This window comes from Neptuniibacter sp. QD57_21, from assembly GCF_047778075.1.
Lineage (GTDB): Bacteria > Pseudomonadota > Gammaproteobacteria > Pseudomonadales > Balneatricaceae > Neptuniibacter.
This window is the reverse complement of record NZ_CP180549.1, coordinates 3571694-3585958: the sequence shown is the minus strand read 5'-3', so window position 1 is coordinate 3585958 and position 14265 is coordinate 3571694. Positions and strand designations below refer to the sequence as shown.

12 protein-coding genes are annotated in these 14265 nt (G+C 44.5%); 10 read left to right on the top strand and 2 right to left on the bottom strand.

The window, feature by feature from the left end; translation table 11 throughout:
- Positions 1–26: 26 nt before the first annotated feature.
- Complete coding sequence (locus tag ACMXYS_RS16500; protein ID WP_415897141.1) at positions 27–809, bottom strand: phosphatase PAP2 family protein; 783 nt, start codon at positions 807–809, stop codon at positions 27–29.
- Positions 810–920: 111 nt separating this feature from the next.
- On the opposite strand from ACMXYS_RS16500, the gene hslO reads away from it, so the two are divergent.
- From hslO to ACMXYS_RS16480, 4 genes are all read left to right on the top strand, one after another.
- Positions 921–1790, top strand: a complete 870-nt coding sequence (gene hslO / locus ACMXYS_RS16495) for an Hsp33 family molecular chaperone HslO (RefSeq protein ID WP_415897140.1) — start codon at positions 921–923, stop codon at positions 1788–1790.
- A gap of 209 nt (positions 1791–1999) precedes the next feature.
- Entirely contained in the window at positions 2000–3547 is a 1548-nt protein-coding gene (locus ACMXYS_RS16490; RefSeq protein WP_415897139.1) for a phosphoenolpyruvate carboxykinase, read from the top strand.
- Between the two features lie 125 nt (positions 3548–3672).
- Positions 3673–4626, top strand: coding sequence for an alpha/beta hydrolase (locus ACMXYS_RS16485; RefSeq protein ID WP_415897138.1), 954 nt, complete (start codon positions 3673–3675; stop codon positions 4624–4626).
- Positions 4627–4664: 38 nt separating this feature from the next.
- Positions 4665–5753 (top strand): poly(3-hydroxybutyrate) depolymerase, encoded by a 1089-nt coding sequence (locus ACMXYS_RS16480; RefSeq protein WP_415897137.1) that lies wholly within the window; start codon positions 4665–4667, stop codon positions 5751–5753.
- Between the two features lie 7 nt (positions 5754–5760).
- On the opposite strand, the gene ppx is transcribed toward ACMXYS_RS16480, so the two are convergent.
- A complete protein-coding gene (gene ppx / locus ACMXYS_RS16475; RefSeq protein ID WP_415897136.1) occupies positions 5761–7275 on the bottom strand; it encodes an exopolyphosphatase in 1515 nt (504 codons plus the stop codon).
- A 300-nt stretch (positions 7276–7575) separates the two neighbouring features.
- Between ppx and trxA the strand changes: the two genes are divergently transcribed.
- The 6 genes from trxA (at position 7576) to ACMXYS_RS16445 (ending at position 14240) form a co-directional block, all read left to right on the top strand.
- Positions 7576–7902 (top strand): thioredoxin TrxA, encoded by a 327-nt coding sequence (gene trxA / locus ACMXYS_RS16470; protein WP_415882785.1) that lies wholly within the window; start codon positions 7576–7578, stop codon positions 7900–7902.
- Positions 7903–8132: 230 nt separating this feature from the next.
- Positions 8133–9392, top strand: a complete 1260-nt coding sequence (rho, locus tag ACMXYS_RS16465) for a transcription termination factor Rho (RefSeq protein WP_007021413.1) — start codon at positions 8133–8135, stop codon at positions 9390–9392.
- Between the two features lie 63 nt (positions 9393–9455).
- Positions 9456–10934: a 4-hydroxy-3-polyprenylbenzoate decarboxylase gene (gene ubiD / locus ACMXYS_RS16460; protein ID WP_415897135.1), complete on the top strand. Its 1479-nt coding sequence runs from the start codon at positions 9456–9458 to the stop codon at positions 10932–10934.
- Positions 10935–10937: 3 nt separating this feature from the next.
- Entirely contained in the window at positions 10938–11984 is a 1047-nt protein-coding gene (locus tag ACMXYS_RS16455) for a 2Fe-2S iron-sulfur cluster-binding protein (protein ID WP_415897134.1), read from the top strand.
- 264 nt (positions 11985–12248) lie between these two features.
- Positions 12249–12878: a hypothetical protein gene (locus ACMXYS_RS16450; protein ID WP_415882782.1), complete on the top strand. Its 630-nt coding sequence runs from the start codon at positions 12249–12251 to the stop codon at positions 12876–12878.
- A gap of 138 nt (positions 12879–13016) precedes the next feature.
- Positions 13017–14240, top strand: coding sequence for an EAL and HDOD domain-containing protein (locus tag ACMXYS_RS16445; protein ID WP_415898268.1), 1224 nt, complete (start codon positions 13017–13019; stop codon positions 14238–14240).
- Positions 14241–14265: the final 25 nt, after the last annotated feature.

Here is a 14265-nt window from a genome sequence, read left to right as displayed (position 1 = left end):
CTGAACAATGCGGTTGATAAACCGGTTTAAGGTTTGAGAATCGGAAGCTGATTGAGTAGAGGGATCTTCGCTAGTAACCGTATTAAGGGTTGTAGTAATTTGTGAACTTTACTGGTCGCAATGTGCATAATTGGTGTACAGAAAGCCCAACTCAGGGTAATCATCGCTGAGAAAGCCCCGCCCACTAAATTGTCACTTGCCCAATGGGCTCCACCCACAACACGCGGAAGCATAAATAGCACGGCTAAAAATAGCGCGGACAACGAAAGCCAGCTGCGTGCATTAAGTATCATAAAGCCTGCCCAAGTTAGAACGACTGTGGCGTGATCTCCTGGGAAGGTCGAAGTTGCACTGTCTTTGGCAGGGATATCAGGAACAATCTGGCTAAAACGATAAGCTGGTTCTAGCAATAAGGTAGGGCTCTTACCACTTAACTCAGCAGCTTTGGTGAAATCAGCCACGCCTTCTCTGACAAAGAACATCAAGACAAGTAGTAGGATGAACCCAATGATTGCTTGCTGCAGGCGGTCGCGTTTTATACCAAAGCCCGGGAAGGTCAAACTCACCAGCATGATCGTTAGAGGGACCAAATCCATAATGCGGACATTCGCCCATGCCCAAAAACGGGTCCAGCCATTATCTTCAGACAGCGTGCCATTCAGAATAAAGAATAGGTTCTGGTCGATGCTGCGCCAGAAGGCGAAGCCTGTTTCTGTTACGAAAAAGCCAAACCAAGCAAACGCAAATAAATGCCCAAGGAAAAGGGCTTTAAAATTCCATGTCTGCCTGAAAACGGTGATATCGTTCATACTGCAAATACTGTCCCGAATTGTTAGACAGATATGATAAAATACCTGTATTGACTTGGGTACCTGTCTGGACCCTCTTATTTTCCACTTATAACTCGATAGAATCCTCTCATGAGTAATCCTGATCAGATTCAGCGTATCCTTTTCGATGAATTGGATATTCGCGGCGTTGTTTCCGGTGTACAGCAAACCTGTGCCGACTGTTTTGAAAACCATGACTATCCTGCTGTTATTCAGCAGGTGTTGGGTGAAATGTTAGCAGCAGTAAGCTTGCTTAGCTCGAACCTAAAATTTAAAGGTCGTTTAATTCTTCAAGCTCAAGGTCGAGGGAATGTTCGTGTGTTAATGGCGGAATGTAACCATGACCGCGATCTACGTGCGATTGCTCGTTACGAAGGCGAACTAGATGAACAAGCTAACTTTGTGGATCTATTACCGCAAGGTCAGGTTGTCCTGACCATCGAGCCGGAGCAAGGGCAGCCTTACCAAGGTATTGTGCCGCTAGATGGAAAAAATCTAGGCAAATGTTTAGAAAACTACTTCCTAAGCTCTGAGCAACTGCCAACCCAGATTCAGCTAGCTTCTGATGGTGAAAAAGCAGCAGGTATGATGCTGCAGGTATTGCCAGCGCAAGGTACCGGCGAAGAAGACTGGGATCGAGTCAGTCACTTAGCGTCCACGCTTAAAAGTGAAGAGTTATTAGAGTTGGATAACGAAACATTGTTGTACCGACTTTTCCACGAAGAACAATGTCGTCTATACGAACCGGATGAAGTTCGATTCAAATGTACCTGTTCTCGTCAACGCAGCGAAGCGTCTTTGAAGCTTGTCGAAAAAGCAGAACTTTTAGACGTATTGGAAGAACAGGGCAAAGTGGCTGTTAACTGCCAGTTCTGTAATGCGCAGTACGACTTTGATGCTGCAGATATTGAAGCATTGTTTGCTGAAAACGGCGCTTCAGGCGGCTCACAAGTACATTAAGCGAACTTATATTAGGTATTCTGGTGGTGAATTTGCTGTAAAATCAATCAAATAAGCCTGTTTTTGCGGCAGGTCAAATGCGAATTGATTTCAATAATGGCACAGCGTGCGATTTTTGTGCATAATACGCCTCCTTATAATTACGATACACCATAGCCTTACGCCTTATTAGGTAACGTTATTGGCGCCTATGCCAAGGGAACCCAGTAATGACCAAAGATTCTGTTAACATTGCACACCACAACTTAAGCCCAGCTAAGCTGGTTGAGAAAGCCATTGCCAACGGTGAAGGAACACTTGCTGACACTGGCGCATTGGTAGTGACAACAGGTAAACGTACCGGTCGTTCTCCGATGGATCGTTTCATCGTTGAAGAGCCAAGTACTGCTGATTCTATCGATTGGGGTAATATCAACCGCCCATTCGATTCAGACAAATTTGATGCGTTATGGACTCGCGTAGAAGAGTTCATCGCAGATAAAGAACACTTCGTGTCAAACGTACACGTTGGTTCTGATCCAAACCATTATCTTGCTGTAAACATGACTACTCAGACTGCATGGCAGAACCTGTTTGGTCAGAACCTTTTCATTCGTCCTGCGGAATACAATCCGAAGTCGAAAGAAGAGTGGCAGATCCTAAACGTTGCTGGTTTCGAATGTAATCCAGAGCGTGACGGCACTAACAGCGATGGTTGCGTAATCATCAACTTCGCTAAGCGTAAAGTTTTGCTAGCAGGCATGCGCTACGCTGGTGAAATGAAGAAAGCGATGTTCTCTGTACAGAACTTCCTGTTACCAGAGAAAGACGTATTGCCAATGCATTGTTCTGCAAACGTTGGTGATGACAACAGCACAACGCTATTCTTCGGTCTATCTGGCACAGGTAAAACAACTCTGTCTGCTGACCCTTCTCGTTACCTAATCGGTGATGATGAGCACGGTTGGGGCAAAGGCGTTGTATTTAACCTGGAAGGTGGTTGCTACGCTAAAACTATCAACCTAAGCCAGAAGAACGAACCAATTATCTGGGACGCTATCCGCTTTGGTGCGATCGTAGAGAACGTTGCTCTAAACGATGCACGTACAGCTGATTACGATGACACCTCTCTAACTGAGAACGGTCGTTGCGCATACCCGCTACAGCACGTTGAAAAACGTACTGTATCTAACATGGGTGAAGAGCCAGATTCTATTGTATTCCTAACATGTGACCTGACCGGCGTATTGCCACCAGTATCTATCCTGACTAAAGAAGCGGCTGCGTACCACTTCCTGTCTGGTTACACTGCACTTGTAGGTTCTACGGAAATGGGTTCAGGCGGTGGCATCAAGTCTACTTTCTCTACTTGTTTCGGTGCTCCTTTCTTCCCTCGTCCAGCGCACGTTTACGCTGAGCTTCTAATGAAGCGTATTGAAGAGTTCGGTTCTAAGGTTTACCTAGTAAACACTGGTTGGACTGGCGGTTCTTACGGTACTGGCGAGCGTTTCAGCATCCCAACTACCCGTGGCATCATCTCTGCAATCCAGAATGGTTCCCTAAACGGTGCTGAGACTGAGAAGCTAGAAGGTCTAAACCTAGAAGTACCAGTTTCGGTTGAAGGTGTAGACTCTACACTGCTTAACCCACGTAATACTTGGGCTGATAAGTCTGGTTATGATGCAACTGCTAACGACTTGATCGGTCAGTTCGTAGAGAACTTTAAGAAGTTCGACGGCGTATCTGAAGATATCATTGCAGCGGGCCCTAAACTATAAGCGGCTAGCTGGCATTTGAAAAAAACCTCGTATTTATACGAGGTTTTTTTTTGCTTAGAATCTCGAGTCAGTAGGAAACAACTAACCTACTGAGCTTAAAGGTGATAATAAATCAGGGAGTGATGATGAAAAATTTAAACAAAGTGGTTATGCATGTCTGTATAACGCTTATATCCTTTTGTTTTGCTCTTAACAATGCTTGGGCGGAAGCTAAGAAAATCACATATCAGGGGTATTCTCTTTATTCAGATGTGGAATATGGAGAAGATCCTTCTCAATCTTTTGATGTGTATACCCATGATGATTTTTCGAATGCGCCTGTTATTTTTATGGTGCATGGAGGGGCTTGGAGTTCAGGAGACAAAACATCAGTCAGCGTCGTTCACAATAAAGTGCTGCGTTGGCTGCCACAGGGTTTTGTATTTATCTCAGTTAACTATCGCTTGGTGCCTTCTGTTAGCCCGTTGGAGCAGGCCCAAGATCTTAAGAAGGCTATAGCTGTTGCCCAAGATAAGGCTCAGTATTGGGGAGCAGATTCTTCAAAATTTATACTGATGGGGCATTCAGCAGGTGCTCACCTTATGGCTTTGGTGTCATCTACCGTCTCTAATATCCAAACTTTGGGGGGAGTGCCTTGGCTAGGCACGGTTATATTAGATAGTGCAGCCTTAAATTTGCCAGAAATTATGCAGAGGGAACATTATAGGTTCTACGACAAAGCGTTCGGGTCAGAGGAATCATTCTGGTATCAAGCATCGCCTTTCCATCAATTGCAATCAGATGCCCAGCCTATATTGGCGGCGTGCTCTTCTCGAAGGGTTGATGCATGTATGCAGGCTGAGAGTTATATAGCTAGGGCTAATGAAGAAGGAATTCGTGCTTATGTTTTGAGTCGAAATTATTCCCATAAAAGCATGAATTCTAAACTAGGCGAAAACAATAGTTATACAAAGGATGTGGAGCTATTCATGTCTAGCCTAGATAAAGGTGTAAAAGATCTCTTATCAGGTATAGCTAATAAGAATGATGGGAAAGTGCGTCAGCTTCTTCAGATTATCATCGAAAGAAAAATGGGATGAATTCATTTTATTATGATCGAATGAGGCAGGAAGCGCCTATGAAGAAATTAATTAGTTTTGTTTTTTGTGTTTTTCTATCAAGCCTTGCCTTTGCCGAAGGTGGAAATAAGCAGGTTTTGCCGGCTTTAAATGCCTTGTCTGATCAAACCTCCATTTCAGGCTTATCATCAGGCGGCTTTATGGCTGCCCAGTATCATATTGCTTATTCAGAGAATCTAGTGGGTGCTGGGATCATTGCCGGAGGGCCGTGGAATTGTGTGGCGAGTATTCCCGGAAATGATCTGACGCCTAAGCTAGTGAGCGCCACCACAACCTGTATGGACCCCTGTAAATACAGTTGGTTTGGTTGTCCTGAATCTCAATACCCCAATAGCCGCTATTTATCTGAATTAGCTAAGACTGAAGCGGAGCGCGGCAGTATAGCTAGGTTGGAGAATCTTTCTGACGACAAAGTTTATATCTTCTCAGGTCTTAAAGATAAAACGGTGAAGCAGGTCGTGGTCGATCAGGCCGTGTCTTTCTATGAGTACTTAGAACTTGATGAAAGTGCTATTCGCTATGACAACAGAGTTGCTGCAGGACACGGATTTATTACCGATGATCTTGAAAACAGTCAATGCGGCTTGACAGAGAAACCATGGATTAATAATTGTGGTTTCTCTCAAGCGCGGCGCTTGTTAGAGCATATCTATGGCGAATTAGAGGTAGATGTTAAAGAGCTATCAGGTGGGCTGATTAAATTTGATCAAACACCATTTGATTCTGGTGATTACAGTAGTTTAGATGACATAGGTTATGTTTATATCCCTGAGGATTGTTGGACAGAATCTTGTCGAGTACATGTTGCGCTGCATGGCTGTCGTCAGGGGGCTGAATTCTTAGATGATAGGTTTGTAACGGGAACAGGGTATAACGAAACAGCGGATGCTAATCGGTTAATTATTCTTTACCCGCAAGTGAAACCATCTTCAATAATGCCCATGAACCCTCGTGGTTGTTGGGATTTTTGGGGATATAGTAGTAATAGCTTGCCGCCGTATCATTACTACAAAAGAAGTGCGCCACAGATGAAGGCGATCTATCAGATGGTTAAGCGCCTAACTTCGCAACCAGTCAATAAACATTAATGCTGTGTTAGCTGAATTTAAGCTTCATGTCGGCGTTTTCTAGATAGCTTGCTTCTTGCTCAAGCCCAGCTTCAGTCAATGGATGATGAGATAGCCACTCCTCTGGGAAGTTCATATGCAGTGTTTTGCCATCAAAGCTAAAAGTAATAGCCGGTAGGCGATCTGAAGAGCGACTGCGATGAAGTACTACTGCGAGCCTTAGAAGCACGCAAAGTCGACGATAAGGCTCTTGCAGGCGTTTCGGTAGTACCTTGAACTCATCTTTAGGAAATTTTCGGCGATGGCCGCGTACGAGAGTCGCTAGTTGTTGTTGTTCGCGGGTTGTAAAGCCGGGTAGATCAGAGTGACTAAGCAGATAAGCACTATGTTTATGGAACTGACTGTGCGCGATTGTTAAACCAATCTCATGGGTACGTGCTGCCCAACAAAGCATATCGTAGTGTTTCGACGAAAGGTGCCAGCTTTCCTTCAATTGCGCCCAAGCAAGCAGTGCGGTTTGTTCGACGCGTTCGGCTTGTTCTTGGTCAACATGGTAGCGCTGCATAAGTGCGGTAATGCTGCGATCACGCACATCTTCATGCTTTAAGCGACCTGCCATATCATAGAGAACACCTTCACGTAGTGCGCCTTCGGAGAAGCTTAGTTTCTCAAGATTTAGGGCTTCGAATATCCCGCATAAAATGGCTACGCCTGCAGTGAGGACGGTTTTACGTTCAGCTTTAATGCCGTTAATGTCGATATCGTTACTGTGTTTGAAGGTCAGCAGAAGATCTCTAAGTTGCTGCAGCCCTTCCCAGGTAATGGACTCTTGGCTGTAGCCATAATCCTGACAAATATTACGAACGGCTTTGATTGTGCCTGATGCACCTACTGCACTGTTCCAGCCTAGATTGCGATATTCTCGGACGATCGATTGCAGTTCTTGGCGAGCGGCTGTGCGAGCGCGTTTAAAGTTGGAGGCAGAGATAATGCCATCTTTAAAATAGCGTTTGGTATAGCTAACGCAGCCCATATGGAGGCTTTCCATTGTTCGGGGCTCAAAACGCTCGCCAATAATAAACTCGGTACTACCGCCACCAATATCAATGACTAAACGGGAGCCTTGATCATCTGCGAGCGTATGAGACACCCCTAAATAGATTAGGCGCGCTTCCTCACGACCTGCGATGATTTCAAGCGGAGTTTCTAGGATAGCTTCAGCTTCCTCAATAAACTCTCGACTATTCTTGGCTTCACGGAGAGCGTTGGTGCCAACGACTCTTACGGAATCTCTAGGGAGGTCTTTTACGCGCTGGGCAAAACGGCTGAGGCATTCAAGCCCACGTTGTTTTGCTTCATCTGTCAGGTAGCGCTTTTCATTGATGCCAGCGGCCAACTGAACTTTATCGGACATTAGGTCAATCGGGCGTATCTCGCCCTGATCAAGCTGCGCGACAACCATGTGGAAACTGTTAGATCCTAAATCAATGGCTGCTAAGCGTTGATCATCTTGTTTATCTGAAACAGTTGAAGGCTCTGTCATGCGTTATCGTCCTATGACCCGATATGTAAGGCTGAGCTAGATTACCAAAAGTACTGCGGTACTGCAGGTGCTTTTCATCTTTTGTTTTAAGGCTTTTAATTTATAAGGGTAGTCTACTGGAAATATGGCCTGACAGCCCCATGAAATGGGGTTTTATGGCGTTTGAGGTTTAAGCTTATAGCTAAATAATTGACCGCTATACTAGGGAATTACCCTTGTAGGCGTTACACAATAGGCGGCGAGGATGCTATTATCGGCAGTCTTATTGAAAAATAATGGGCGCAGCGGAGAAAAGTTCCCATGAGTGAAAACATTGTAAATGTTACAGATGCTTCCTTTGAGGAAGATGTTCTCAAAGCTGAAGGTGCAGTATTAGTTGATTACTGGGCTGAGTGGTGTGGTCCTTGTAAAATGATCGCCCCAGTTCTGGAAGAGATCGCTAAAGAATACGGTGACCAGCTGAAGATTTGTAAGCTGAATATCGATGAAAACAGCGAAACTCCACCAAAATTTGGTATTCGCGGTATCCCTACATTGATGCTTTTTAAAGGCGGAAATGTAGAAGCTACTAAGGTTGGCGCACTATCGAAATCGCAGCTTTCTGCGTTTATCGAAGCTAATCTTTAATAGATTGATACCTAGAAAGTGTAATGTAGCTCAAAACATTGCACTTTCTTACCTTCGCACTATAGACAGACCCTTACCTTCCTTCTATAGTGTTGCTTGTTTGGTCCTCCCGCTGAAATCTATTTCCTTCTTTTGTATTTTAAGCGAGAGCGTTTTGACCAACGTTCGACTTTCTTCTTAAATTCCATCCAAATATTAAAAATTAGCTTCGTGCTCATTTTCTTCAAACTATGAATCTTACCGAACTAAAAACAAAAAGCGTTCCCGAGTTACTTGAAATTGCCAAAGGCATGGGAATGGATAATCTGGCTCGTTCCCGTAAACAGGATGTTATTTTCGCTATCCTTAAGCGTCACGCGAAAGGCGGTGAAGACATTTACGGTAATGGCGTCTTAGAAATTCTGCAGGATGGTTTTGGTTTCCTGCGTTCCGCTGACTCCTCATACCTAGCTGGCCCGGATGATATCTACGTATCTCCAAGTCAGATTCGTCGTTTCAACCTGCGTACAGGTGACACGATTGCGGGTAAGATTCGTCCACCTAAAGATGGTGAGCGTTATTTTGCATTATTGAAAGTTAATGAAATTAACTACGATAAGCCTGATAACGCGAAGAATAAGATTCTTTTCGAAAACCTGACGCCTCTATTTGCGCAGGATCGTTTGCGGATGGAAATTGGTAACGGCAGTACAGAAGATCTGACTGCACGTGTTATCGATCTGGTTTGTCCAATGGGTAAAGGTCAGCGTGCTTTGGTTGTATCACCGCCTAAAGCCGGTAAGACCTTGATGCTGCAGAACATCGCTAACAGCATCACCCGTAACAACCCAGAAACTCACCTGATTGTATTGCTAATCGATGAGCGTCCTGAGGAAGTAACAGAGATGCAGCGTACCGTTCGCGGTGAAGTGGTTGCATCTACCTTCGATGAGCCACCATCACGTCACGTTCAAGTGGCAGAGATGGTTATCGAGAAAGCTAAGCGTCTAACTGAGCATAAAAAAGACGTTGTTATCCTTCTGGATTCCATTACGCGTTTGGCTCGTGCCTACAACACGGTTATCCCATCTTCCGGTAAAGTACTAACCGGTGGTGTTGATGCGCATGCTCTAGAGCGCCCTAAGCGCTTCTTTGGTGCTGCTCGTAACATTGAAGAGGGTGGTAGCTTAACAATCATCGCAACAGCATTGGTTGATACGGGTTCTAAGATGGACGAAGTTATCTTTGAGGAATTCAAAGGTACAGGTAACTCTGAAGTTCACTTGGATCGTAAAGTTGCTGAGAAACGTGTATTCCCAGCAATCAACATCCGTCGTTCTGGTACGCGTCGTGAAGATCTTCTTACATCCGAAGAAGAGCTACAGCGTATGTGGATCCTACGTAAGCTTCTAGATCCAATGGAAGATACTGCAGCGACAGAGTTTGTAATCGACAAACTGAAAGACTTTAAAACAAACGACGAATTCTTCCTTTCGATGAAACGGAAGTAAACCGGTTTGCGTATTAAAGGGTGAGCATCTGCTTGCCCTTTTTTATATCTACTAGGTCTGATTATGGCGACACCCAAATATAAAGATCTGCGTGACTTTATCCACATGCTTGAAGAGCGTGGCGAGTTAAAGCGCATTAAACAAGAGATTGATCCTAATCTGGAGATGACCGAGATTAGTGATCGTACTCTCAAAGCAGGCGGTCCAGCTCTGCTGTTTGAAAATCCTAAAGGTTCCTCTTATCCAGTGTTAGCTAACTTGTTTGGTACGCCTGAACGTGTAGCGATGGGTATGGGAGAGGAGTCTGTAGAAGCGCTGAGAGATGTAGGTAAACTCTTATCTCAATTAAAAGAGCCTGAACCACCTAAGGGTATGAAGGATGCTTGGGAAAAGCTGCCTATCTTTAAGCAAGTGCTCAATATGGGCCCCAAGCTGGTTAAGTCTGCGCCGTGCCAGAAACATGTGATTGAAGGGGATGATGTTGATCTAAATACCCTTCCTATTCAAACTTGCTGGCCGGGGGATGCAGCACCGTTGGTTACTTGGCCTTTGGTGATTACACGCGGCCCTAATAAAGAGCGACAGAATTTAGGGATCTACCGTCAGCAATTAATCGGTAAAAATAAACTGATTATGCGTTGGTTAGCACACCGTGGTGGTGCACTTGATTTTCGCGAGTGGAAACAGGAGCACCCGGGTGAAAAATTTCCGGTTGCCGTTGCTTTAGGTGCTGATCCAGCAACGATTCTAGGCGCAGTGACTCCAGTTCCTGATACCTTATCTGAGTATGCGTTTGCGGGCTTGCTGCGGGGTGGTAAGACTGAAATTACTCAATGTATTGGCAATGATCTTCATGTACCTGCTAGCGCTGAGTTCATCTTAGAGGGTTATATTGATCCGGCCGAAATGGCGGATGAAGGCCCATTTGGCGACCATACAGGTTACTACAACGAGGTTGATAGCTTCCCTGTATTTACGGTCGAGCGAATTACCCATCGCAGTAATCCGATCTATCACAGCACCTATACTGGACGTCCACCTGATGAGCCAGCGATCTTGGGTGTGGCGCTAAACGAAGTGTTCGTACCTATTCTGCAGAAGCAGTTCCCTGAGATCGTCGATTTTTATCTGCCGCCTGAAGGCTGTTCCTACCGTATGGCGGTAGTGACGATTAAGAAGCAGTATCCGGGCCATGCAAAGCGTGTGATGTTGGGTGTCTGGTCGTTCTTAAGACAGTTTATGTACACCAAATTCGTAATCGTTTGTGATGATGATGTGAATGCCCGCGATTGGAATGATGTGATCTGGGCGATCACTACGCGTATGGATCCTCAGCGGGATACCGTGATGATCGATAATACGCCGATCGATTATCTTGACTTTGCATCGCCAGTGTCAGGGCTCGGCTCTAAAATGGGCATGGACGCGACCAATAAATGGGAAGGTGAAACAACCCGTGAATGGGGGGAGCCTATTGTTATGGATCCCGAAGTTCAGAGTAAAGTAGACGATATCTGGGACGAATTGGGTATTTTAAAGTGATCTATGCCTAAGCATATTCTGATCGAAAATAACGGGGATGAAATTCCTTCCGAGTCAGATGAAACCCTGCTGGAAAGTCTGCATCGAGCAGGGTATAAAATGCGCGTCAGCTGTCGCAATGGTGTATGTGAAATTTGCGAAGTAAAGCTGCTTGAAGGCGAAATTAAACAACGCTATCCGGAACTGTATCTCTCTGTTGATAGCGTTCAAACTACTCGTAGTGCACCAAGTGTACTAGCATGTACATGTAAACCCTTAAGTGATGTAAGGGTCAGGATTGAAGGGTTAAAAAGCCCTGGAGAGTTATCTGTGAAAAAGCTCCTTTGTGATATTAAGGCATTTGAAAAGCTAAACCATGATGTGTACCGCATCCGCCTGCAAATGCCTGCAACGGCTTCTCTATCTGCCGAATTTTTTGCTGGTCAGTATTTAGATATCTTTTTGCCAGACGGTAAACAGGCTTCATTTTCTATTGGTTCTGCGCCAGATACGGGTCGTGATATCGAGTTACATATCCGTCATATGCCTGAGAGTGAAATGTCTAATGCGATTATCGGACATTTAAAAAGTGAAAAAACGGTAGAGATTGAACTGCCTAAAGGTGATTGCTACCTACAAGCTCATAAACTAAAACCTGATACGCGTTTGATTTTGGCTGCGGCGAGCACGGGCTTTGCGCAAGTGAAGAGTGTGGTAGAGCATCTATTGGCTAACCAATTTGGTAACCCAATTTATATCTATTGGGGCGCTTGTGTAGAGGAAGATATGTATTTGGAAAAGCTTCCAATGCAATGGGCTGCAGAGCATCCAAATGTTCACTTTGAGCCGATTGTGAGCGAACCTGAAAATAGCCCTGGTTGGACAGGTCGTACAGGTCTATTACCGGATGCTGTTCTAGAAGATTTTGCCGATTTTGAGAATGTAGAAATTTTCGCAAGTGGCTCCCCTGGTATGGTGTATGCGTTGCTAGATGCGTGTGAACCACGTGGTTTTGACGAAGCGAATATGCACTCTGATGTGTTTGCTTATGCGCCAAGACCTAAGAGCTAAATTAATCTATTTACTGAAAAAGGAGCCTCTGGCTCCTTTTTTATTGCTCAATCGTCCTTGAAGGCGTGTTTTACACTAGCTAGATGTAACAAAGCTTTCTTATAAATGCTTTTCTGATCATTTTTTATTAGAATCCACGGTTCGCGCTTACCCTAATCGCTTAGTTATGGATCTCTATCTGAACGGTTATCGATAAACACCGAGCCAGAATTGCACTAGCTAGACGTTTTACCTGTTTCTATCAACTTACTTGGATGTATTCAGATGCAATCATTCGCTGCCTTAATGATTCGTTCCCTTGTTTATCTGCTTTTTATGGCAGGTGTAGCAAATATCTTTGCAATGGAAGGTTATGCCCTGTTGGCAGAGAGTAAGTACGATGAAGGTTCGGCGACAGAGTTGATGCATGATACGTTTGCTTTCGTTACCTGTATGTTGTTTTTAATCGGTGCTTATTACAGTGACACGTTGCGTCCAGCTGCCGTGGTTGTTGCAACGCTGAGTGGCATGATGCTGATTCGTGAGTTTGATGCCTTTTTAGATGAGAATATGTTTGATGGCGCATGGCAGACGCTGGTTTGTATCTTAATTGCGACATCGACTTTATATTTGATTAGGCAACATCACCCGGTTAAACCTTCCTTAATTGAATTCTCGAAACTGTCCAGTGCTGGTATCTATCTGAGCGGTATCTTGGTTGTATTGGTATTTTCACGTCTGTTTGGCCGCGGTTCCTTCTGGGAAGCGGTGATGGGTGATGGCTATGTAAGGGTCGTGAAGAATATTGTAGAAGAAGGAACTGAGCTTATGGGCTATACGATACTGGTTATCGCTGCGGTTGAGTTTCTGTGGCAGATAGTCAGTCAACGAAGAGCGAGCAATGCGTCTCGATAGACTATAGGTTATCAAAAAGTTCGGTAGAGTAAATAAAAGAGGAGCAGAGAGCTCCTCTTTTGCTTTTGGCTGGCAATAACTTCAGTAGCGGGATAAGCTTTATTAAATCCATAACTACCTCAGGGGCTTTTGAGTTCTATGGAAGGGCAAGGCTCTGAAGTATTGATGGTTCGGCAGCCCATCTTTGATCGGAATCTCAAGATCATTTCTTACCAGCTGCGCTATCAATATTCTGAATACATTGAAGACTCGCTATTTGACCCTGAAACGGAAGGGTCGATGCTAGTTATGCACACCTTTACTAGTCTGTTTCAAGACGGGCATATCAATAAAGTACCGGTCTTTCTGCCTTTTCCTAGTTCGATGTTACAGGAGGGTAGCTCTCTAGCATTGCCAAGAAAAGAGATAGTTATTGAAGTCCATCCAGATATAACGGTGACTGAAGAGGTTGTCTCTCACCTTAGAATGCTGTCTAAACAAGGGTACCGAATTGCTTTGGATGGGTTCTCAATGCAACCTCATCTCATCCCCTTAATTAAATTGGTCAATATCATCAAAATCGATTTTAGTTTGATGCATCGGGCTAAAATTAAAAAGCTAGTAGCCACGCTGAATAAAGCGAAAAAGACCGCATTAGCGCAAAATGTAGATGACTTTGAAACCCTACAGTTCTGTAAAAAGGTCGGATTTAAGCTGTTTCAAGGTGGTTTTATTAGTCGTCCAGTTAAGGTACTAGGGAAAGATGTTCCGGGTAATAGCGCGGCTTTAATGCAGCTTTTGCAACAGTTGCAGCGTCCAGATATTACGCCTTCAGAAATTGAAGAGCTGATTATTATGGACCCTAAGCTTAGTTTTAAGATTCTAAAGGTGGTTAATTCCGCTGCTTACCAGCAGAACCGTTCAATTGACTCGATGCAGCAGGCGGTGGTGATATTGGGGCATGACCAAATACGGAAGTGGGCGACTCTGATTACATTAGCCAGTAACCCTGATAAGCCTGAAGAGCTTGCTAGAAACCTATTGGTCCGTGGTCGTATGTGTGAGTTACTAGCAGAATCATCTGAATCATTGCAGCAAGACAGTGCTTTTATGGTGGGGATGATCTCTCAGTTAGACCTCTTATTAGATGTGGAAATGGATGAAATTTTGCGTCAGATTCCCCTAGATGACAGCATTAAGCATGCAATATCTGATTTTGAAGGCGATTTAGGTGGATTGCTGAAAGTTGTGATTGCTTTCGAAAAAGCGGATTGGGAAGAGGTTGAAACTTCTCCTTTTGGCAAAGAATTTTTTGATGTGGCCTATCGACATAGCCTGCATTGGGCAGAACAGGCGATGGAGGCATTAGTGCAAACCGAATAAATAAAAAAGGATGCTATACAGCATC

What these genes read in the sequence shown, in the direction of transcription:
- ACMXYS_RS16450 (WP_415882782.1), top strand. Translation starts at nt 12,249, where the DNA reads ATGCAATCATTCGCTGCCTTAATGATTCGTTCCCTTGTTTATCTGCTT.
- ACMXYS_RS16480 (WP_415897137.1), top strand. Translation starts at nt 4,665, where the DNA reads ATGAAGAAATTAATTAGTTTTGTTTTTTGTGTTTTTCTATCAAGCCTT.
- ACMXYS_RS16455 (WP_415897134.1), top strand. Translation starts at nt 10,938, where the DNA reads ATGCCTAAGCATATTCTGATCGAAAATAACGGGGATGAAATTCCTTCC.
- rho (WP_007021413.1), top strand. Translation starts at nt 8,133, where the DNA reads ATGAATCTTACCGAACTAAAAACAAAAAGCGTTCCCGAGTTACTTGAA.
- ACMXYS_RS16445 (WP_415898268.1), top strand. Translation starts at nt 13,017, where the DNA reads ATGGAAGGGCAAGGCTCTGAAGTATTGATGGTTCGGCAGCCCATCTTT.
- trxA (WP_415882785.1), top strand. Translation starts at nt 7,576, where the DNA reads ATGAGTGAAAACATTGTAAATGTTACAGATGCTTCCTTTGAGGAAGAT.
- ACMXYS_RS16490 (WP_415897139.1), top strand. Translation starts at nt 2,000, where the DNA reads ATGACCAAAGATTCTGTTAACATTGCACACCACAACTTAAGCCCAGCT.
- ubiD (WP_415897135.1), top strand. Translation starts at nt 9,456, where the DNA reads ATGGCGACACCCAAATATAAAGATCTGCGTGACTTTATCCACATGCTT.
- ppx (WP_415897136.1), bottom strand. Translation starts at nt 7,275, where the DNA reads ATGACAGAGCCTTCAACTGTTTCAGATAAACAAGATGATCAACGCTTA.
- hslO (WP_415897140.1), top strand. Translation starts at nt 921, where the DNA reads ATGAGTAATCCTGATCAGATTCAGCGTATCCTTTTCGATGAATTGGAT.
- ACMXYS_RS16485 (WP_415897138.1), top strand. Translation starts at nt 3,673, where the DNA reads ATGAAAAATTTAAACAAAGTGGTTATGCATGTCTGTATAACGCTTATA.
- ACMXYS_RS16500 (WP_415897141.1), bottom strand. Translation starts at nt 809, where the DNA reads ATGAACGATATCACCGTTTTCAGGCAGACATGGAATTTTAAAGCCCTT.